This is a genomic window from Blautia wexlerae, from assembly GCF_013300825.1.
GTDB lineage: Bacteria > Bacillota > Clostridia > Lachnospirales > Lachnospiraceae > Blautia_A > Blautia_A wexlerae_B.
Genome location: NZ_JAAIMY010000043.1, coordinates 1 through 20,733, shown reverse-complemented (window position 1 = coordinate 20,733; position 20,733 = coordinate 1). Strand labels below are relative to the sequence as shown.

Here is a 20,733-nt window from a genome sequence, read left to right as displayed (position 1 = left end):
TTCTACAGGTATAGAATTTACTCTTGCAAGGTAGAATTAAAAAATACATTTAACCGCAGGAACTGAGAAAGAAATATCCGGAACTGAAGCTGGACACCATCATCGGCTCTGTAAGAGACAGCAGAAAAATCTTCCAGGTATTCGAGAAATATCATCCGGAGATTGTCTACCACGCAGCAGCCCACAAACATGTGCCGCTCATGGAAGACAGCCCCTGCGAAGCAATCAAAAACAATGCAATGGGTACATACAAGACCGCATACGCGGCAATGGCTCACGGATGCAAACGTTTCGTACTGATCAGCACAGATAAAGCGGTAAACCCGACCAACATCATGGGAGCATCCAAACGCCTTTGTGAAATGGTCATTCAGGCATTCGACCACAAGATCAAAGAAGGAAAAGCCAGCGAAATCCCGCAGCTCTTCACCCATGAAATGTCAGACATGGTCAATGCACCGGAAGTAGTAGACGCCCTGAAACACACACAGACAGAATTCGTAGCAGTCCGCTTCGGAAACGTACTGGGAAGTAACGGCTCCGTCATTCCTCTGTTCAGAAAACAGATTGAAGCCGGTGGCCCGGTCACCGTAACCCATCCGGATATCATCCGATATTTCATGACCATTCCGGAAGCGGTAAGCCTGGTACTCCTGGCAGGAACCTATGCCAAGGGTGGCGAAATCTTCGTGCTTGACATGGGAGAACCGGTGAAGATCGATACACTGGCAAGAAACCTGATCAGACTGTCAGGCTTCAAACCGGATGTAGACATTAAACTGACATACACAGGCTTACGTCCGGGCGAGAAACTGTACGAAGAGAAACTGATGGCAGAAGAAGGGCTGAAGAAAACCAAAAACGACCTGATCCATATCGGCTGCCCGATTCCATTTGACGTGGAAGAATTCCTGGAAGAGCTGGAGGGACTTCTGGTGGCAGCTTATAAGAATAAAGACGATATCAAAGACAGAGTGCAGAAGGTTGTGACTACTTACCATCCTGCATAAAAATATGCATATATGAAAGATAAAAACAGGGAGTCGGATATATGAAATTAAAGAAAAAGCAGATAAAAAAATTGTTAGGAATCGTCGGAATTACAGTGGGGACTGTGTTTATAGGAATGAATATTCTGGCAGGAAAGAAAAAAGGCAATTCTGTGTATGAAAATGAGCCAGAAGAAAAAAATCCATTAGAAGGTAAAAAAGTAATCTTTATCGCAGATGAAAATGACAAAGAAAATGCGGATGGTGTGAGAGGGCATCTGGAAGCAATAGGGCTTTCAGAACATCATCCTGGAATATATGAAAAATATATAAAGAGAATATTGGATCTTGTACTTTCTTTTGGTGGTCTGGTTGTGCTTTCGCCATTATATACAGCCATTTCACTTGCAATTGTAATTGATGATCCAGGTCCTGTTTTATTTATTCAGAAACGTATGGGAGAAAATAAAAAATATTTCAAATTACATAAATTCAGAAGCATGAAAATGTCTACTCCTCATGATGTCCCAACTCATATGCTGGAGAATCCGGAACAGTATATTACAAAGGTAGGAAAATTCTTAAGAGCACATAGCCTGGATGAACTTCCTCAAATCTGGGATATCTTTATTGGAAACATGAGTATAATAGGACCAAGACCAGGACTCTGGAATCAGGATGTTTTGACAGCAGAACGTGATAAATATGGTGCCAATGATGTAAAACCGGGATTAACTGGTTGGGCGCAGATCAATGGCCGTGATGAACTGGAAATTCCTGAGAAAGCAAAACTGGATGGATACTATGTTCAGAATATGGGATTTAAAATGGATGCGAAAGTCTTTCTGAGGTCTGTGCATGTGTTTGGAAAAGATGAGTCTGTTGTTGAAGGCGGAACTGGTGAGATGAAAAAACAGTCAGAAGAAAAAGAGATAAAAAAAAAGATTCTTGTGATATGTCAGTATTATAAGCCAGAACCATTCAGAATTTCTGATATTTGTGAAGAAATGGTACGTCGTGGACATGAAGTTCATGTTGTAACCGGATATCCTAATTATCCGGAAGGGATTCTATATGAAGGATATGGTAAGGGGAAATATATTGATGAAGTTGTTAATGGGGTGAAAATCCACAGATGCTATACAATTCCACGAGAAACAGGAATCATTAAGAGGATGCTGAATTATTACAGCTATGCAGTTTCGTCTACAAGATATGTACTGTCAAACAAATGTATAGCTTCTGATGGGAAGCCTTTTGATGTTATTTTTTGTAACCAGTTAAGCCCAGTTATGATGGCAGATGCGGCAATTGCTTATAAGAAGAAATATAAAGTACCTGCAATTATGTATTGTCTAGATTTATGGCCGGAAAGTCTGATTGCTGGTGGGATTACAAGAGAATCTACCATTTATAAATATTATCATCATGTAAGCAAAAAAATATACGGACAGATGGACAAAATTTTGATAACAAGCCGTATGTTTTCAGATTACTTACAGAAAGAATTTGAAATCAAAGAAGAAAGAATAGAGTATTTGCCGCAGTATGCTGAGGGGATTTTTGAACCAATTCCACCTAAAGAAGAAAATGGAGTTTTTGACTTTATGTTTGCCGGAAATATTGGTGCGGTTCAGTCGGTAGAAACTATATTAAAAGCGGCTGAATTACTGAAAAACGAAGCTGTAAGATTCCATATTGTTGGTGGCGGTACTGATTTGGAAAGACTCCAGAAAATGAAAGAAGAAAAAGAATTGGAAAATGTTATATTTTATGGCAGAAGACCAGTTGAAGAAATGCCAGAGTTTTATGCAAAGGCAGATGCAATGCTTGTTGCATTGGCAGCAGATCCGGTACTGAGTTTAACACTTCCCGGAAAGGTTCAGTCTTATATGGCGGTTGGTAAGCCAATTATTGGTGCGATTGATGGCGAGACAAAAACAATTATTGAGGCTGCTAAATGTGGATATTGTGGTAAGGCTGGCAATGAAAAAGAATTAGCTGAAAATATAAAAAAATTTATTGACCAGACTATAGACAGAAAGACTATGGGAATGAATGCCAGAGAGTTCTATGAGATGAACTTTCAGGAAAGATTATTTATGGATACGTTGGAAAATAAACTGAATTAAAAAATTAGGGACAATATTATGAAAGTTTTAATGATTAATGTGGTATGCGGAATCAGAAGCACAGGAAGAATTTGCACAGATTTGGCTACTGCATTAGAAGAACAGGGACATGAAGTGAAAATCGCATATGGAAGAGAAGGTGTGCCAGAACAGTTTCAAAAATATGCAGTCAGAATAGGAAATGATTTTGATGTAAAACTCCATGGTTTAAAAGCAAGATTGTTAGATGGAGCTGGATTTGGAAGTAAACGAGTTACTGAAAAATTTATTAAATGGGTAAAGGAATATGATCCAGATATAATTCATCTTCACAATATTCATGGATATTATATTAATATAGAAGTTCTTTTTAGATATTTACAAACGTGTGGAAAGAAAATTATTTGGACATTACATGATTGTTGGAGTTTTACGGGACATTGTGTTTATTTTGATTATGTTAATTGTAATAAATGGGAAAAGGAATGTAATCATTGCCCTCAAAAAAAAGAATATCCAGCTCGTGTGGGTCCAGACTTTTCAAAACGAAATTTTAATATAAAAAAGGACTTATTTTCTGAAATTCCTAATTTAATTTTAGTTACACCTTCTCAGTGGTTAGCGAACTTATTGTCCTACTCATATATGAAAAAATATACGGTAAGAGTTATTTATAATGGTGTGGATACGAGTGTTTTTCGACCTGTAAAAAGTGAAATAAAAGAAAAATATAATTGTCAAGGAAAAAAGATTGTTCTGGGAGTTGCGTCTGTATGGGACAAAAGAAAAGGATTAAATACTTTTATTGAACTTGCAGACAAACTTAATGATTCGTATCAAATTGTTCTTGTGGGATTAGATAAAGAGCAGAAAAAGAAATTGCCATCTAAAATTATTGCTATAGAAAGAACTAATAGCATTCAAGAATTAGTTAGTCTTTACAGTGCTGCATATGTATTTGTTAATCCTACATTAGAAGATAATTATCCAACTACAAATATTGAAGCAATTGCCTGTGACACACCTGTTATTACATATGAAACTGGTGGGAGTGGAGAAAGTGCAAAAATATATGGTTTGAGTGTTCCTCAAAAAAATGTTACTCAATTGATTAATGCTATTGAGAACATAGAGAGTATTGAACGAAAAAAAATTAATATTGATTGCAAGAATGTGGTTCAAAAATATTTGAAATTGTATATGAGTAAATAAAAAATTAAAGATCAATGCATAATTAAGGAATAAAAAAATGATTGAAAAAAATAAAAAAAGTAGATTTTTATTAGCTATATTAGTATATATGTCTATTTTCTTTTTTTTATTAATAATTTCGCTGGTAATAGATACTACATATGATGCAAAGAAACTGTTTAATGTATGTATTGCAGCATATATGATTATTGGGATTTGTTTAATAATTCATATTGGAACAAGTGGGGGAGATTTTTTTGAGCCTATTACAATTATTTCAATTCTATATATGATGTTATTTGTATTCGAACCTATGATTGACATTTGTGAAAATAATTTAAAATGGTTTGGAGGAAATTATACATCTTTTGGAATTAAAGGAACCTGGATTGCTGTTGCAGGATATTTATCCTTTTTTATAGGATATAGAACAAAAAGATTTTCGTTTGTTCCTTCTTCCTATAATGAATTAAGATATAACGTTAAGAAAGAAACAAAAGAAGTGGAAGATAATGCTTATTATGCAAAAGTGGCCATTGTTTTTTGGATAGCTTGTTATTTTCTATCAGTACTATTTCTTCTTTTGTCAGGAAAAAGTCTTGTTTTTATTTTGACAGGCGGTTTAACTGGAAATGGAGATTTGTTAGAATCGCGAAAAATGTTAGGAGCACTATCCATGTTTAGTTATTGCCTTGTTGGTGCATGGATGTTGTATTTCGTTTATGGAAAAAATAAAAATTTAAAAGTAATAACATTCATTTTAACAGTTTTTATTTATTATATTAGAGGATACAGATTTATTATTATTATATTTGCATTGGCTCCCATTGTTTTTATGTATTTATATAAACAAAAGCGTCCTAGATTGGTAACGATAATAGGAGCTATCATAGTAATGATAATATTTGTTGGATTTGTTGCAGCAGCAAGAAATAGTGTTAGATATGGTGGTGGCATTTCCAGTGATATGGTTAATTGGGATGCTGCATTAGAACAGGTTAAAGATAATTTTCGTATATATAAAACATACTATGCATTAGTTGGTTATGTTCCTCAAAAAACTAATTATTTACATGGTCAGCAGATTTTTCTTTATACAGCATTAATGTTTGTTCCAAGAATTATTTGGAAATCAAAACCTGAAACTTCGGCTGGTTTATATTTAATAAGGGATGCTATTTCAGAAAGTGCTTTTTTATCAGGAACAGCATATCCTATTATTGGTGAGTTCTATATAGAATTTGGCAGTGTTGGTGTTGTTATATTTATGTTCTTGTATGGATATTTGAATAAAAGCTGGATGAATAAATATGGATTATCATATTCGAAATTTGATCAAATCATGTATAGTATTTTGCTATTATCGAATTTTCAGATTGTGATTAGAGGATATACCCCATCAAATTTTTATATGGTTATATTTTTTGTTTTACCATTGTTATTTATTAAATTTTTAAAGGGAATAAATAGAATATGAAAAAAATTAAAGTTTTAGTAGGACATCCTGGAAAACAGCATTCATTAAGATTAGCTGAGGCAATTTTAAATGATTCAAAATATGAATTGATTTATGCAACAACAATTTATGATAAGAAAAGTTCATTTTTAATGAAAGTTGTAAAAACAATTTCATCCTCAAAAAATAAGGAAAGAGCAAACGCGCGGAAAAGTGAACTTTTGGAAGATTCTCAGGTGGTTACTTTTTGTTCTATCTTAGGATTGTTTAGAATCTTTTTAGCACATTATGATAAATCGCAAAAATGGTTTCAGAAAATGACGTGTTATTTAGGTGATATTTTTGGAGTAAAAATCGCAAAATATGCTATAAATAATGATATTGATATCATTATTACATATGATACTTTTTCTGAAAAATGTTATGAATATATTGATCGTTATGCTAAAAAAAGAATTATTAAAGTGATGGATGCTTCAGCAGCAAATCTTTCATATCAAAAGGGAATATTTGAAAAAGATATGAAATGTTCGCCAGAATTTGCCACCAAATTAAAACAAGAAATCTCATACACATTAAATGACGAACGACAAAATTATTATATTGATGAAGCAAAGAGATCAGACTATATTATTGCAGCGTCTGAATTTTCAAAGAAATCCTATATATCAGTAGGAGTTCCTGAGGAAAATGTTTTTGTGTGTCCATATGGAATGAATAGCTTAAATTATGAAGAAAGGCATATTAGCAAATCAGATGAGTTAGTATTTACTTTTATGGGAGGAACAAGACAAGCTAAAGGTCTATCATATGTATTGGAAGCTTTTACAAGATTATCAAATAAAAATACAAGACTTAATATTGTGGGAAAAGATAATTTGGCACAGGATATAAAGAAAAAATATAGAGGAAATATAGAGTATTGGGGACAACAGTTACACTCCAAAATACCAGAAATATTATCAGAAACAGACATACTTTTGTTTCCTTCTTTGAGCGATGGATTTGGGTTTGCAGCGGCAGAGGGAATGGCAGCGGGATGCCCTGTTGTCGCAAGTGAAAATTCTGGTATTGCTGATTTGATTGAGAATGGAATTAATGGATTCGTAATTCCTACACATTCTACAGTGGCTTTATATGAAAAAATGTTATGGTTTGTTGATAATCGTGAAAAAATTCAAACAATGTCTGATAATGCAGTAAGCACGATAAAGAAGATGACTTGGGAACAATATAATCAAAAGATTTTAGATATACTAAAATATATTACGCAAAATGAAAATATTGTAAAGTGAGAAATGTAGAATTATGAAAAAGTTAGTGAAAAATTATTTATATAATTTGATATATCAAGTGTTTTTGGTAATTGTTCCACTTATAACAGCCCCATATCTTGCAAAGACATTAGGACCTAAGGCATTAGGAACATATAGTTATATTTGCTCAGTTAGTAGCATTATAACAAATTTAGGATTGATTGGGCTGAATAATTATGGTGCACGGGAAGTTGCGTATTCTAGAAGTGAACAAAAAAAACTTGATAAAGTTTTTGCCGATATTAATATACTTAGATTTATATTACTTTTGATTATTTCTATACCATATTGGATAATTATTTTGCAATCTTCATATAAAGTATATTTTTCAATCCAGTATATTTTGATTTTTTCAACATTTATAGATACATCGTGGTTGATGATAGGTCTCGAAGAAATGAAGATTGTAGCTTTGAGAAACTTTACAGCAAAATTCCTTACAGTAATTGGCATTTTTTTATTTGTGAAAAATTCTGATGATTTATGGATTTATTTTGCTATATTTTCTGTTGCGACTCTTATTACGACATGCAGTTTGATTTTTCAATTAAAAAAATATGTTAACTATGAGCATTTTGATTTAGGAAATATGTATAAATATATAAAGGGTTCTTTGTTATTATTTTTACCACAGATAGCAACTCTTATGTATTTACAAGTTGATAAGATTATGTTGAAAGCAATGTCAGATACGAGTCAAGTAGCTTATTATGATCAGGCAGAAAAAATTGTTTCTATTCCATTAGCACTTATAACAGCTTTAGGGACAGTTATAATGCCTAAATTGGCTACAGATTTTAGAAAAAATCATCATGAAGAAATAGAAAAAACTATTCAAATAGTTATCAAGTTTTCTTTATTCGCTTCATTACCTATGATGTTTGGACTGATGTCGATTTCAAGGACTTTTATTCCTTGGTTCTTAGGAAGAGACTTTTTACCAGTTGCTTCAGCAATAGCAATTATTGCTCCTATTATCGTACTTAATTCGCTTGCTAATATATCAGGAAATCAATATTTTACAGCTACTAATCAAACTCGAATTATGACTATATCTTATATGGCGGCTGCGATTTTGAATATTATTATAAATGCCATTCTTATTCCTAAATGGCAATATAAAGGTGCCGCAATTGCGACACTTTTATCAGCACTTATTTCGGTAATCATTCAATATTCTGTAATGAGAAAACAAATAAGAATTGAAAAGGCATTTTTGTCTTCCATAAAATATCTATTAGCTTCCTTATTAATGTTTTGTATATGTTATGCTTTAAGAACTTTAGGAGATACTTGGCATGTTACTTTGTTGCAGATATTTATAGGTATATTGGTATATATTATCGTATTACTGTTAGCAAAAGACGAAATATTAATGAAAATTATTTTTACATTAGTGAAAAAGGAAACAAAACATGAATAAAAGTGTTATTAAAGTAACTATTATTGGAGATAGTATAAGTCAGGGGTTAGGAAAGAAAAAAATTAATTATTGTGAAAGTTTAAAAAATAAAATAGAAAATTTAGCAGGTGTAACATGTAATTTAGAAAATTTAGCAGTGACTGGAAAAACTATAATATATGCTAATGAAATTATCGAAGACATTATTAAAAGTGATCCAGATATTATACTTCTTTTTATGGGAAGTGTAGATGCTTTGATAAGACCGAAACCAGAAGGGATTTTTTGGAAGTGTTTACCTAAACGATATAAGTTGAATGGTATGCTAGATCCACGACCTTTTTATTCAAAAAAATGGTGGAGATATATACCAGAACATATTGATTCTTGGATTAGATGGCATTTAAAAAAAGTTTTAATGAAATTATCTAAAGTTTATTCTTGGGTTGATGAAGAAATGTTTGAAAAATACTATAGAGATTTTGTAGAAAAATTTTCTGATAAAGAAATTTTGGCAATTTCTCCTGTGTATGTAGATGAAAAATTCTTTCCGGGTTCAAATCGAAATTTAAAGAAATATCGAGATATTATATCTCAAATATGCTCAGAGCAGAAATATACGCATTTTTTTGATATATATTCATGTCAAGAGCAGCTAGGATGGGAAGAAAAACCATCAATTTATGGAAATGATCATTTTCATCCAAGTAAATATGGATATCAATGGATGGGAAATATTTTGGGAGAGAAAATATCTCAAATTATAAAAGATTAAAATAGGACGCGATGAGTATGAATATAAAACAAAATTTGTTATATTTTCTTTGTAAAACTATTTATAGGCCTTTGCCGATAGAAGAAAACAATGTTAAACATATTATTTCCGTAGAATATAAGGATTTATTGATTGAAAAAAATACAACATTCAATGTTTGTAAACTGAATATCCAAAATAAAGAATATTATTTTAGAGAATGTAAGAAACATGTTAAATTTGAGGAGTATCTTAGAAATTTGATTAATGAATATGTTGATTCGTTAGAAGATAATAATCCGTTAAAATTAGAATTTCTTAAAGTGCGGAATACTTTAATGAAGCCGGATGTTATGAGAAAACTATTTAGAATGGGAATAGTTAATGACAGATCTTCGAAAATTTCATATTTTTTTAAATCAAACGATATTTCAATCTGGGGAATACAAGAACTTGAAAATATTGAATTGAATGAACTGAAAGATTTGTTTCAGTATTTATGGGGGGAGATTTATTCTTATCGTTTGAATGCTGGATTAAAAAAAGGATTATATCAAAGCTTTAATGCAAGTAAATCATTGGCAACAAAAAAAATAGCTGATTTATTGGGAATAGGGTATCTGATACCAGAGATTGAATTGGTTAAATTAGTTTTTCCTGATGGTAATGAAAAAATTGGAACTTTAATGTCTGCTGTTAATGGGATAGCACCTAAAAAAATGTTGTATGCAGAAAAACAGAAAATCACGCCTAAATTTCAACGAGATTGTAATTCTTTAAATGTGCTGGATGCTATTTGCCATGAGAGAGATCATAGACCAGGAAATTATTTTGTGCGATTAAATTCAAATGGAGAAGTAGACTCATTGGAGGCATTTGATAATGATGCTCCGATGACGTTTTCTCTTACCGGTAATATTAATTTAGTAACATATTGGGGAAGTTCTCCTTTATTATTATCGGATGGAGCTTTAAATCTTGTACATGTTGATAAGAAATTAGCACAAAAAATTTTGAAACTTAAAGATGAAGAAATTGTGAATTCTTTAAAACTGATACTTAGTAAAATTCAAGTTTGGTTTGTATGTAAAAGAATTCATAAAATGCAGAAAGCTATAAAACATACAATGCAAAAGAGTGCTGATTTTTTTATTTCGGATACGGAATGGAATGAAAAAACAATAACGGAAGAATTAAGTAGTGATACAATAAATTCATATTTAAAAATTTTTTGCATGAGTTCCCGAAAAGAAAAAAATTATGATGATTAAGAGAATTTATAGTTAAAATTGGAAATAATTTAAGTAAGTAATAAATAAATTACTATGATAAAGAGATATGTCATTGTTTTCAGGTAAAATACTAATGATCACAGGAGGCACCGGTTCTTTCGGAAACGCCGTATTAAACCGTTTCCTTAAAACCGACATCGGGGAAATCTGAGCATCAGACATTGGGGTCAGACCGTGCGTCCAGCTAAGGGTATATAGTCCAGTAGGTGGAATTCCATCAAATAAGCTGCTAACCACAGCATTTGAAGTGAGTTTTGAGTCTGTCGCGGTAACGTTGCAGGCTAAACGTAGACAGCAAGATAACAGGGATAGCTATTGAGCACCGAAATCCCAAAGTTACCAGAGGGTCGACATCGTGGTCTGGATGGAAGACAACATATGTATTTATCGTCATGGTGAGATTTTATATATCTCCGCGGTGTTGGTTGGAACTATTCATGTTATACAGGGAAGATGTATCAACGGGAGAGAACCTGTATTTTTTTCTGCATTGTGTAAACAGAAAGTATGCCTGACTACCAAAAGAAGGATAGCAAAAGAAATACAGGTGGCCGGAGATTCGAATAGTACCGATGAAGGTATGAATAAAATAAATACCATAGGGAAGTCGAGAGTGAACTGTTCCTCACAGTTCTGGCCTGCGAAACTATATCAAAGAGGAATACGGGAGAAACCTGGAAGAAAACATAAACGCTCTTATAGAACACCTAAAGAAGAAGTCCTATAAGCCGAAACTGGCAAGGCTGGTGAAAATACTGGAGGATAATGGAAAGATGCGACCGCTCAGTATCTATTGTTACGAAGATAAGCTGGTGCAGGAAGCTCCTTTATATCAATGAGCTTGGAATTGCAGACACGGCTTTTTATTATGATACGGAAGAACAGCATCAAAAAGCACTTACTGGAAGAACATGTACTAATGGTGGGATTTTAGCAGTAAGAATTGGAGAACATCTCCACAGTAAAAAAAGGTATAGAACTGGCTGATAAAATTATTAGTGTTTTACTGGAAGATGAAGGCTGCGCCGAACGTTTTCCATATGATATTGTGGATGAATTAAAAAAAGAGTTTGGAATATGATATAAAACATGAGATGTATTGAAAAAAGATTCATCATAAAGAAACAAGGAACAAAGGAGAGAAAAGAATGTCATTATTTAAAGGAAAAACACTTATGATCACTGGTGGTACAGGTTCTTTTGGAAACGTGGTATTAAATCGTTTCCTTCAGACAGATATTGGAGAAATCCGCATATTTTCACGTGATGAGAAGAAGCAGGATGATATGCGTCATGACTTCCAGACCCGTATGCCGGAGGTTGCAGATAAGATTAAGTTTTATATTGGTGATGTAAGAGATTTGCAGTCTTGTAAGAGTGCTATGCATGGAGTGGATTACATTTTTCATGCTGCTGCGCTGAAACAGGTGCCTTCTTGCGAGTTCTTCCCTATGGAAGCAGTGAAAACCAATATCATTGGTACAGACAATGTCCTTACAGCAGCTATTGAGGAAGGGGTTGAAGCGGTTATCTGTCTTTCTACAGACAAGGCTGCATATCCGATTAATGCGATGGGTAAGTCGAAATCTCTTGAAGAGTCTGTAGCTATCGCCAAGTCCAGATATTCCGGAAAGACTAAGATTTGCTGTACACGTTATGGAAATGTTATGTGTTCCCGTGGTTCTGTAATTCCCCTTTGGATCGATCAGATCAAAGCTGGCAATCCGATTACAGTTACTGAGCCGAATATGACTCGTTTTATCATGTCTCTTGAAGAGGCTGTTGACCTTGTTCTTTATGCTTTTGAGCATGGTGAGAATGGTGACCTGCTTATTATGAAAGCACCGGCCTGCTCCATCGGTCTTCAGGCAGAAGCAGTATGTGAAATGTTTGGCGGAAATAAAGATGATATTAAGGTGATCGGCATCCGTCATGGTGAGAAGATGTATGAGACACTTCTTACAAATGAGGAGTGTGCCAAGGCGGTTGATCTTGGAGATTTTTATAGAGTACCTGCAGATAACCGTGGTCTGAACTATGACAAGTATTTCAAAGATGGTGATGTTAAAAGAAATAAACTGACAGAGTTTAATTCTAATAATACAAAGCTTCTTAACAAAGAAGAGATCAAGGCTAAGATGATGGAGCTTACATATATTCAGGAAAGATTAGCAGAAGAATAAATAGAAAAGGTGAGAATAAAATGGTAGAGCATAATTTTAACTGGAAAAATGACGGCCGCACAAAGGTGATGATCGGATGCGGAACCCGTCCTGAGATCATTCGTCTTGCTGCTGTAATCAAAAGATGCAGAGAATATTTCGATTGTTGTGTTGTTTATTACAATCAGAACTGGGACAGAAACCTTTCTACAGTTTTCTGGGAGGATTTTGAGCTGACTAATACCTTTGGCGAATTTGGTCCGGATATTCTTGTTCCGGTAGTTGGAGAGAATCTTGGCGTGACCTGTGGGAATATCCTTGGAAGAAGCTATGAATTGCTGAGCGAATTGCAGCCGGATGGTTATCTTGTATTGGGAGATACCAATTCCTGTTTATCTGCAATTTCAGCAAAGAGATTACATATCCCTCTTTTCCATATGGAAGCTGGAAACAGATGTAAGGATGAGTGTCTTCCTGAGGAGACCAACAGACGTATCGTAGATGTTATTTCTGACGTAAACCTCTGCTATTCTGAATTTGCCCGTAAATATCTTGCAGATACAGGATTGCCGAAGGAGAGAACATATATGACCGGTTCTCCTATGGCAGAAGTGCTTCACATGAATTTAGAGAAGATCCAGAAAAGTGATGTTCTGGAAAGACTTGGACTTGAGAAGGATAAATATATTTTACTTTCTGCACATCGTGAGGAGAACATTGATTCCGAGAAGAACTTCTTAAGTCTCTTTACAGCAATCAATGCGCTTGCAGAGAAATACGATATGCCGATTCTCTATTCCTGCCATCCAAGATCAAAGAATCGTCTGGAGAAGAGTGGATTTAAGCTTGATCCAAGGGTAAGAGTGAATGAGCCACTTGGATTTAATGACTACAATAAACTTCAGATGAATGCATTAGCTATTGTGTCTGATTCAGGAACATTGCCGGAAGAGAGTTCCTTCTACCTTTCTATCGGTCATCCGATTGCTGCTGTATGTATCCGTACATCAACAGAGAGACCAGAAGCACTGGAAGCAGGAGATTTTATCTTAGCCGGTATTACAACAAAAGAACTTTTAAATGCTACAGATATGGCAATTGCGATGAAGCAGAACGGTGTGCTTGGGAAACCTTGTCCGGATTATATTGATGAAACAGTATCTATGAAGGTTGTTCGTATTATTCAGGGATATGTGAATGTAGTCAATAAGATGGTTTGGAGAAAAGATCAGTAGAATATAAATTTAATGACGGGCAGGTGCTCATGTTGAAACTGCACCGGGCTCGTCATTTTTATCGTTGGAGGTAGTGCTATTATGAATATACTTGTTACCGGTGCGAAAGGAATGGTAGGAACTGCACTTGTAAATAACTTAAAAAACATCAGAGATGGAAAAAACAGAACCAGAAACATTGAGATTAATGAAATCTATGAATATGATTTAGACAGTACAGAAGCACAGTTAGATGAATATTGTGCAAAAGCTGATTTTGTGTTTAACCTTGCCGGTGTAAACCGTCCGGAGAATCCGGAAGATTTCATGAAAGGTAATTTCGGATTTGCTTCACAGCTTCTTGATACATTAAAGAAACATAACAATAAAGCAGGCATTATGCTTTCTTCCTCTGTTCAGGCTACACTGGCAGGACGTTTTGGCAACAGTGAATACGGAAGAAGTAAAAAAGCCGGAGAAGAATTATTTTTTGAATATGGAAAAGAAACAGGTGCACCGGTATATGTATACCGTTTTGTAAACCTGATGGGACACAGCCGTCCAAAATACAATTCTGCAATCTCAACATTTTGCTGGGCAGTAGCAAATGATGAAGAGTTTATTGTAAATGATAGAAGCACAGAGTTGGAAGTACTTTATATCGATGATCTTGTAGAAGGAATGTTTGATCTTCTTGAAGGGAAAGAACAGCATTGTGAGTTTGATGGAGTTGAGACGGTGTTAGATGAGGATGGTCGCTATTGCTGTGTACCAGTTACACATAAAGCTACATTAGGTGAAATCGTGGACTTATTGGAAGAATTTAAGTCACAGCCAATTTCCTTAATGATGCCCAAATGCCCGGACGGATCATTTGCAAAGAAGCTGTTTAGTCTTTATTTAACCTATTTGCCGACGGATAAGTTCAAATATGCGATGAAGATGAATCGCGATGATCGTGGTTCTTTTACAGAGTTGGTACATACAGTTGACTGTGGACAGGTGTCCATTAATATCAGTAAACCAGGAATCACAAAGGGACAGCATTGGCATAACAGCAAATGGGAACAGTTTATCGTAGTGCATGGACACGGATTGATTCAGGAACGTAATATCAATACAGGAGAAACTGTAGAATTTGAAGTTTCCGGAGATAAGATTGAAGCAATCTATATGATTCCTGGATGGACTCATAATATTATCAATCTGTCAGAGACAGATGATCTGGTAACTGTCATGACCTGCAATGAGATCTTTGACCCGGGACATCCGGATACGTTTTTTGAAGTGGTATAAAATTTTAACTTCCCAAAATCCCCTACAACATACTTCCATATACTAAATAGGTCATATGTTGTAGGGAGTTACTTTTTGTTATACAGTTTTCGATACAGCCAGAGCTTTGATTTTTTCTAAGGTAAGGTCTGTAAAACCCCTCATCTTCTTTAAAATAACGTACTCTGTCAGCAAGTATTTTGTAATACATATCTTTTGGATCGGCATAGGAAAAATCGTACATTAGTTTTCCGAGTTCTGTTTCATTTCATCTTTGATTTGGAAATTTGCATAAATAATATGAGCTTCATCGCCAAATGGTTCACCGGTTTTTTGGATGATGCAGTCAATATACGAATGATTACTTTTGTTATAATAGTCCTTTGATATTTTCTACATTCTATCTTTTTCTAAAATATTCTGTATTTTATGTTCGTCATAAGAAGGAAGTACATCTTCTAAGGTTCCATCGAACATAGCTGCATATACTTTTTTATCTGCTCGTAATTGATATTTTTCTAATGGATTGAGGATGGATTCTCCTTTATCATTTTTTATAACAAAACATATTTCATCGTTACGAAGAATTTCTGCTGCTAACAAGCGTGATTCATGGCTTGTAATAATTAGTTGGGTGTTTCTTTCTTCTGCCATTTTGAGGAATAGTTCAATTATTCTAGTCGTCATAATGGGATGGAGGCAGCGATCCATTTCATCAATAACAAAAGTACGTCTATCAGAAATTTTGAGAAGAATTTCTATTAAATCCAATAAACGTGCAGTACCATCGGATTCTTCTTTTAAATTAAAATAGATAGATTCTTTCTCATGGCTAAATTCAATTGTTTTGATTACAAGATTATTATTTTCATCTAATTCAAAAGTATAAAATTCTTTATAAGATCGGAGCATGATGGAAGGGTCATGCTTTTCATTTCCTGCTTTGTCTTTCTCCAGATCCGAAATAACTTTGTTGAATAATTCTTCAGGGATTTTATTTTTAATAACATCTACAGGGATCTCTACTATTTTTAAATCACTTATACCTGTTCCAAGAGCATTTAAAAGATTAGCAATTTCGTTCAGGTTTGAATGTGAAAAATAAGGATATCCAGTAAGGATGCTGTCGGGGTTACTTACGGTTAGTAAACTACCAAACCAAACATATACTTTACGAAGAATTCTAAGTTCAGGATTATCTTCATACATTTTAGCCTTTCCATGATTAATGATTGAAAGAAAGAGTAGCTCAGAATCAGCTATGCTATCTTCACCGTATATGTTTAATTTTTCAATTCCAGAAGTAGCTTTGAAATAGTCACCAACAAAAAAGGTACCATCTAAAAGATTACGGCAAAAAATTTGTCGTTGGACATTTGTTGGTGTTATTTCATAAAGATATTCTCTTTGAATCGAGCCTGTTTTAAGTAGGACAGAAAATCCATAAACAATATGCTTGTTTCCTAGAAGTAATTCGACCTCAAATGAAGAAGGAAGCGATTGGTTGCAAGGCTCCTGCCTAAAGTATTTATTAGTAAATCCATTTGGTAAACCATTTATAACCATGTCCTGAACAAATTGAAATGCCTCTATTAAGTTAGACTTTCCAGAGGCATTTGCTCCAAAGATCGCTTCACATTTCGTTAATTTAATATGTTTATCTTTGTATACTCGTTTAGAATTTTTTCGTGCTTTGCCAGCTTCCATGGAAAAGGTTTGCATTTGATTAAAAGATAAAAAGTTCGCTAATGAAAAATTTATTAACATTGTTTGTCACCTCATATGTCTATATAATATATTGAAAAAACGAATTTGTCAATTTAAAAAATACATAAAATTAGTATATTACACAGAAAGAGATGCTATTAAAACGAAAAAATCGTTTAAACTTCAAAAATAGGATTGACATATTCTTGGATAGGTAGTATCTTTTTGTTAGCAGATGGAAGCGGCGAGTGCTACTTTCGGATTGATTGGGAGGCCGCCCGTAGGAACTTATTGATTTTGCACATAATATTTTAAGAAAGGAATAGTGATATATGAAAGTAATTTTTTTATCATCACAAGGTTACAAGGACTCAGGAGAAAATAAGGGAGACTGTATTCTCATTGACACGAACAGTGAATTAGTTATTTATGACTGTGGATGTGAAGAACATGCAAATCGAGCAATCGATTATATGGATAAACACCATTACTCAAAAGCCAAATTGGTACTTTCTCACAATGATGCGGATCATTTCGATGGAATTCCGCATCTTATAGAGGCAGGGAAAATATCAGATGTGTATACACTTCTATTATTAAAATATAAGGATGATCTGTTAGAGAAAATAAATGATAAGCGTATTACGAGAGATTCATTAGCAAGAAGGATTTCAGAAATATTTGCAAACATTTATTCACTCTCTGGTAAAGTGGTGCTAAAGGATATTTTCAGTGATACATTTATATGCAATGAAATTAGTATTATAGGACCAGATAGAGAGTATGCATTAGATGCTGTGGCTAAGCGTATTGATAATAGGCAAGGAGATACAATTGATAAAGAAACGATTGTAAATGCTGTCAGTACTCAGGTGAAGGTTATTGTTGGAACTAAGAATTTGTTGCTATGTGGAGATAGTAGTTATGAAGCAATCAAGAATAAACTTCCTGGTTTTAATTTGATTCAGTTACCGCATCATGGTAAGAAAGAGCAGGCTGATAGAATATTTGAACAGAAGGGCTCTGTAGGTATAACGTATTATGTATCGGATAATACAGGTAACAGCAATGGTGGTTCAGATGATTTACCAGTACAGGGATATAATATTAAGAATACCCTGAAAGGAGATCAGGAATGTTCTTCTAATTCAGTCGGACTAATTAATGCACCAGTTCGTTCATACTATAGAGGTAATTAAAAGTGAGATATTTGATTGCTGAAAATCAAAGCAAGGAAATTGCAGCCAGACAGAAATACCTCTATGATATATTTCAACTTTATTTTATACCACAGAACCAGGTTGATGGTTTTATTCCGTTAGTGCCGTTGGGCACTGTGGAATTTTCTGCAATATTTATTGTAGGACATCATGATCAGGTTAGAAAATATTTAAAGAGTAATATTAGAAATATCGAGGAAGGAACTATAGTGTTGATTACTTGTTATGCAAGTAAATTAAAAAGATTTAAGAAAAATGATAAAGTATGGTTTGCCTCTGCTGCAGAAAATGAGTTGTCATATTGTTATAGAGGAAAGGACTATGGTTTTGAATTTGACATAACAGAATCAGAAATTGATTTCTATAATTGTTCCAAGTTGAAAGTTATGGAAAGAATAGAAAAATGTTTTCAACACTTATGAGGTAAGGACTATGAATATAAAAATATTTGATGTTTATAATATACGAGCGAGACTGTCTGTATATATTATTATTATAGCACCTGTTATTTTAACATTGTACGCAATGTATGAGCCGGTTCGTAGTTTAAGTTTTTCAGTTGTATTTATTGCTATTTTATGTGCATTTTCTAATTATCTTTTTGCACTCCAACGATATATACAAAAAGATAAGATATATGGAAATACGACTGCTAAATATCTTTATTTGGAAGATGATCATATAAATGCATGTACTAAAAAGCGTTATTATAGAAAACTTAGCCTAATGGATGAAGGATTTAGTATTTTTGATACGCCAACCAATAGTAATGAGTTTAAGGAAGCATGTGCCAGCGCCATTCAATGGTTGCGTAACAATACACGAGAGAATAGAATTGTTCAAGAAGAAAATATGTTATGGGGATTTTATAAAAACTTATTAAGTTTAAAAATAATTGGGATTATTTTTTCCATTATTGCTATAACTATTCTTATAATAATTTCGTTACCCATAGATATGAAAGAATTTTTTTATTCTTCAATAAATATGGGGGTACTTATAATTGATATATCCTCTGTGTTATTTTGGATTTTGGGAGTTAATAAAAAGATATATACTGTTCTGGATAAAAAGTACGCTTATGCATTGCTTGGAGCTTTAGATACAATGTCAAATAATGGATAATTTGCGGGTTCAGCAAAGTTTATTCCTAACATTAAAATTTATCCAAAGTTTTCGAGTATGCCATTTTTGCTATATAAGGACATGAAATTAACAGTTTGGTAAAAACCAGGTTAGTGAAAGAGATTATGGCATTTATCTGTTCTGAGGGTGAAATAAATTAGATTTTGGACTGTTTTGATGTGACCACATTGGGGTCTGACCGTGCGTCCAGCTAAGGGTATATAGTCCGGTGGGTGGAAACCCCATCAAATAAGCTGCTAACCACAGCATTTGAAGCGAGTCTTGAGTTTGCCGCGGTAACGTTGCAGGCTAAGCGTAGACAGCAAGATAACAGGGATAGCTATTGAGCACCGAAATCCCAAAGTCACCAGAGGGTCGACATCGTGGTCTGGATGGAAGACAAAATATGTATTTATCGTTATGGTGAGATTTTACATACCTCTGCGGTGTTGGTTGGAACTATTCATGTTATACAGGGAATATATATCAACTGGAGAGAACCTGCATTTTCTTCTGTAGTGTGTAAACAGAAAGTATGCCTGACAACCAAAAGAAGGATGGCAAAAGAAATGCAGGTAGTCGGAGGCCCGAATAGTACCGATGAAGGTATGAACAAAATAAATACCAGAGGGAAGTCGAGAGAGAACTGTTCCTCACAGTTCTGGCCTGCGAAACTATATCAAAGAGGAAACATTAGCTATACACAGAGATAGAGGTACTAATGGAAACGAAATTGGCGAGAATATCACAATTATCAAAGGAAAATCCTGATATGGTATTTACGTCTTTAGGACATCTGATTAATAAAGAAATGCTTAAGAGCTGTCATGCCCAGATGGATGGAACGAAAGCTGTAGGAATTGATGGGATTACCAAAGAGGAATACGGGAGAAGACTGGAAGAAAACATAAGCGCTCTTATAGAACGTCTAAAGAAGAAGTCCTATAAGCCGAAACCGGCAAGAATGGTGGAAGTACCAAAGGATAATGGAAAGATGCGACCGCTCAGTATTTATTGTTATGAAGATAAGCTGGTGCAGGAAGCCCTGCGCAGAATACTGGAAGCGGTGTTTGAACCCATATTCTATGATGAAATGATGGGATTCCGACCCAACAGGGGATGTCATAAAGCAATCCGAAAATTAAACCTGATGTTGGAGAGAAAACCAACAAGCTATGTATTGGATGCAGACATTAAAGGGTTCTTCCAGCATCTTGACCATGAATGGATCATACGTTTTATAGGATCAAAGACCCCAATATTATCCGTCTTGTCAGACGGATGCTGAAGGCAGGGATTATGAACAACTATGAATTTGAAGAAACCGAAGAAGGAAGTGGACAGGGTTCTGTCTGTTCTCCTGTAATCTCCTGCATCTATATGCATTACGTACTGGTATGGTGGTTTAAAGAGGTGATAACACCAAAGCTGAAAGGATATGCAGGTCTGGTCGTATATGCCGACGATTGTGCGCCACGAAGGCGGAAACTTGTGACATGATGCCAAACAAGTATAGCCA

19 protein-coding genes and 2 pseudogenes are annotated in these 20,733 nt (G+C 34.2%); 20 read left to right on the top strand and 1 reads right to left on the bottom strand.

Annotation, left to right across the window (positions count from 1 at the left end; translation table 11 throughout):
- Window positions 1-62: 62 nt before the first annotated feature.
- From G4417_RS15110 to G4417_RS15040, 14 genes and pseudogenes are all read left to right on the top strand, one after another.
- Window positions 63-815 (top strand): annotated as a pseudogene (locus tag G4417_RS15110) (polysaccharide biosynthesis protein); the annotation flags it as partial.
- 236 nt (window positions 816-1,051) lie between these two features.
- Window positions 1,052-3,121, top strand: coding sequence for a sugar transferase (locus tag G4417_RS17035; RefSeq protein WP_243872176.1), 2,070 nt, complete (start codon window positions 1,052-1,054; stop codon window positions 3,119-3,121).
- An 18-nt stretch (window positions 3,122-3,139) separates the two neighbouring features.
- Window positions 3,140-4,312, top strand: coding sequence for a glycosyltransferase (locus G4417_RS15095; protein WP_173684068.1), 1,173 nt, complete (start codon window positions 3,140-3,142; stop codon window positions 4,310-4,312).
- Window positions 4,313-4,349: 37 nt separating this feature from the next.
- Complete coding sequence (locus G4417_RS15090) at window positions 4,350-5,768, top strand: O-antigen polymerase (RefSeq protein WP_173684067.1); 1,419 nt, start codon at window positions 4,350-4,352, stop codon at window positions 5,766-5,768.
- Window positions 5,765-7,042 carry a glycosyltransferase family 4 protein gene (locus G4417_RS15085; RefSeq protein ID WP_173684066.1) on the top strand — a complete coding sequence of 426 codons (1,278 nt, stop codon included), beginning with the start codon at window positions 5,765-5,767 and terminating at the stop codon, window positions 7,040-7,042. The genes G4417_RS15090 and G4417_RS15085 overlap by 4 nt, the downstream gene beginning before the upstream one ends.
- A gap of 13 nt (window positions 7,043-7,055) precedes the next feature.
- Window positions 7,056-8,486, top strand: coding sequence for an oligosaccharide flippase family protein (locus G4417_RS15080; RefSeq protein ID WP_173684065.1), 1,431 nt, complete (start codon window positions 7,056-7,058; stop codon window positions 8,484-8,486).
- Entirely contained in the window at window positions 8,479-9,240 is a 762-nt protein-coding gene (locus G4417_RS15075) for an SGNH/GDSL hydrolase family protein (protein ID WP_118775080.1), read from the top strand. The genes G4417_RS15080 and G4417_RS15075 overlap by 8 nt, the downstream gene beginning before the upstream one ends.
- A 17-nt stretch (window positions 9,241-9,257) precedes the next feature.
- Entirely contained in the window at window positions 9,258-10,490 is a 1,233-nt protein-coding gene (locus G4417_RS15070) for a hypothetical protein (protein ID WP_173684064.1), read from the top strand.
- 67 nt (window positions 10,491-10,557) lie between these two features.
- Window positions 10,558-10,659 (top strand): annotated as a pseudogene (locus G4417_RS17780) (polysaccharide biosynthesis protein); the annotation flags it as partial.
- Between the two features lie 216 nt (window positions 10,660-10,875).
- Entirely contained in the window at window positions 10,876-11,238 is a 363-nt protein-coding gene (locus tag G4417_RS15060) for a hypothetical protein (RefSeq protein WP_173717698.1), read from the top strand.
- Between the two features lie 38 nt (window positions 11,239-11,276).
- Entirely contained in the window at window positions 11,277-11,498 is a 222-nt protein-coding gene (locus G4417_RS15055) for a hypothetical protein (RefSeq protein ID WP_173684063.1), read from the top strand.
- Window positions 11,499-11,659: 161 nt separating this feature from the next.
- Complete coding sequence (locus G4417_RS15050; protein ID WP_173684062.1) at window positions 11,660-12,694, top strand: polysaccharide biosynthesis protein; 1,035 nt, start codon at window positions 11,660-11,662, stop codon at window positions 12,692-12,694.
- A gap of 20 nt (window positions 12,695-12,714) precedes the next feature.
- Window positions 12,715-13,908: a UDP-N-acetyl glucosamine 2-epimerase gene (locus tag G4417_RS15045; protein WP_173684061.1), complete on the top strand. Its 1,194-nt coding sequence runs from the start codon at window positions 12,715-12,717 to the stop codon at window positions 13,906-13,908.
- 81 nt (window positions 13,909-13,989) lie between these two features.
- Window positions 13,990-15,183, top strand: coding sequence for an NAD-dependent epimerase/dehydratase family protein (locus G4417_RS15040; protein WP_173684060.1), 1,194 nt, complete (start codon window positions 13,990-13,992; stop codon window positions 15,181-15,183).
- Window positions 15,184-15,555: 372 nt separating this feature from the next.
- Here G4417_RS15040 and G4417_RS15035 read toward each other — a convergent pair whose 3' ends face one another.
- The gene (locus G4417_RS15035) at window positions 15,556-16,929 is read right to left on the bottom strand and encodes an AAA family ATPase (RefSeq protein ID WP_173684059.1); all 1,374 of its coding nucleotides are present in this window, start codon (window positions 16,927-16,929) and stop codon (window positions 15,556-15,558) included.
- A gap of 272 nt (window positions 16,930-17,201) precedes the next feature.
- On the opposite strand from G4417_RS15035, the gene G4417_RS15030 reads away from it, so the two are divergent.
- The 6 genes from G4417_RS15030 (at window position 17,202) to G4417_RS17030 (ending at window position 20,714) form a co-directional block, all read left to right on the top strand.
- Entirely contained in the window at window positions 17,202-18,068 is an 867-nt protein-coding gene (locus G4417_RS15030; RefSeq protein WP_173684058.1) for an MBL fold metallo-hydrolase, read from the top strand.
- Between the two features lie 2 nt (window positions 18,069-18,070).
- Window positions 18,071-18,511, top strand: coding sequence for a hypothetical protein (locus G4417_RS15025; protein ID WP_173684057.1), 441 nt, complete (start codon window positions 18,071-18,073; stop codon window positions 18,509-18,511).
- A 10-nt stretch (window positions 18,512-18,521) separates the two neighbouring features.
- On the top strand, window positions 18,522-19,214 hold the full coding sequence (locus G4417_RS15020) for a hypothetical protein (RefSeq protein WP_173684056.1): 693 nt from the start codon (window positions 18,522-18,524) through the stop codon (window positions 19,212-19,214).
- Between the two features lie 392 nt (window positions 19,215-19,606).
- Window positions 19,607-19,927: a hypothetical protein gene (locus G4417_RS15015; RefSeq protein ID WP_173684055.1), complete on the top strand. Its 321-nt coding sequence runs from the start codon at window positions 19,607-19,609 to the stop codon at window positions 19,925-19,927.
- Between the two features lie 8 nt (window positions 19,928-19,935).
- On the top strand, window positions 19,936-20,502 hold the full coding sequence (locus G4417_RS15010) for a reverse transcriptase domain-containing protein (RefSeq protein ID WP_243872175.1): 567 nt from the start codon (window positions 19,936-19,938) through the stop codon (window positions 20,500-20,502).
- Between the two features lie 11 nt (window positions 20,503-20,513).
- Window positions 20,514-20,714, top strand: coding sequence for a hypothetical protein (locus G4417_RS17030; protein WP_243872174.1), 201 nt, complete (start codon window positions 20,514-20,516; stop codon window positions 20,712-20,714).
- Window positions 20,715-20,733 lie beyond the last annotated feature (19 nt).

Excerpts from the sequence above, each read along its gene's own strand:
- G4417_RS15085 (WP_173684066.1), top strand. The coding sequence starts at position 5,765 with ATGAAAAAAATTAAAGTTTTAGTAGGACATCCTGGAAAACAGCATTCA.
- G4417_RS15080 (WP_173684065.1), top strand. The coding sequence starts at position 7,056 with ATGAAAAAGTTAGTGAAAAATTATTTATATAATTTGATATATCAAGTG.
- G4417_RS15035 (WP_173684059.1), bottom strand. The coding sequence starts at position 16,929 with ATGTTAATAAATTTTTCATTAGCGAACTTTTTATCTTTTAATCAAATG.
- G4417_RS15090 (WP_173684067.1), top strand. The coding sequence starts at position 4,350 with ATGATTGAAAAAAATAAAAAAAGTAGATTTTTATTAGCTATATTAGTA.
- G4417_RS15070 (WP_173684064.1), top strand. The coding sequence starts at position 9,258 with ATGAATATAAAACAAAATTTGTTATATTTTCTTTGTAAAACTATTTAT.
- G4417_RS15045 (WP_173684061.1), top strand. The coding sequence starts at position 12,715 with ATGGTAGAGCATAATTTTAACTGGAAAAATGACGGCCGCACAAAGGTG.
- G4417_RS15095 (WP_173684068.1), top strand. The coding sequence starts at position 3,140 with ATGAAAGTTTTAATGATTAATGTGGTATGCGGAATCAGAAGCACAGGA.
- G4417_RS15075 (WP_118775080.1), top strand. The coding sequence starts at position 8,479 with ATGAATAAAAGTGTTATTAAAGTAACTATTATTGGAGATAGTATAAGT.
- G4417_RS15010 (WP_243872175.1), top strand. The coding sequence starts at position 19,936 with ATGGAAACGAAATTGGCGAGAATATCACAATTATCAAAGGAAAATCCT.
- G4417_RS15040 (WP_173684060.1), top strand. The coding sequence starts at position 13,990 with ATGAATATACTTGTTACCGGTGCGAAAGGAATGGTAGGAACTGCACTT.
- G4417_RS17030 (WP_243872174.1), top strand. The coding sequence starts at position 20,514 with ATGAACAACTATGAATTTGAAGAAACCGAAGAAGGAAGTGGACAGGGT.
- G4417_RS15055 (WP_173684063.1), top strand. The coding sequence starts at position 11,277 with ATGGAAAGATGCGACCGCTCAGTATCTATTGTTACGAAGATAAGCTGG.
- G4417_RS15060 (WP_173717698.1), top strand. The coding sequence starts at position 10,876 with ATGGAAGACAACATATGTATTTATCGTCATGGTGAGATTTTATATATC.
- G4417_RS15020 (WP_173684056.1), top strand. The coding sequence starts at position 18,522 with ATGAATATAAAAATATTTGATGTTTATAATATACGAGCGAGACTGTCT.
- G4417_RS15030 (WP_173684058.1), top strand. The coding sequence starts at position 17,202 with ATGAAAGTAATTTTTTTATCATCACAAGGTTACAAGGACTCAGGAGAA.
- G4417_RS15050 (WP_173684062.1), top strand. The coding sequence starts at position 11,660 with ATGTCATTATTTAAAGGAAAAACACTTATGATCACTGGTGGTACAGGT.
- G4417_RS17035 (WP_243872176.1), top strand. The coding sequence starts at position 1,052 with ATGAAATTAAAGAAAAAGCAGATAAAAAAATTGTTAGGAATCGTCGGA.
- G4417_RS15015 (WP_173684055.1), top strand. The coding sequence starts at position 19,607 with ATGGAAGACAAAATATGTATTTATCGTTATGGTGAGATTTTACATACC.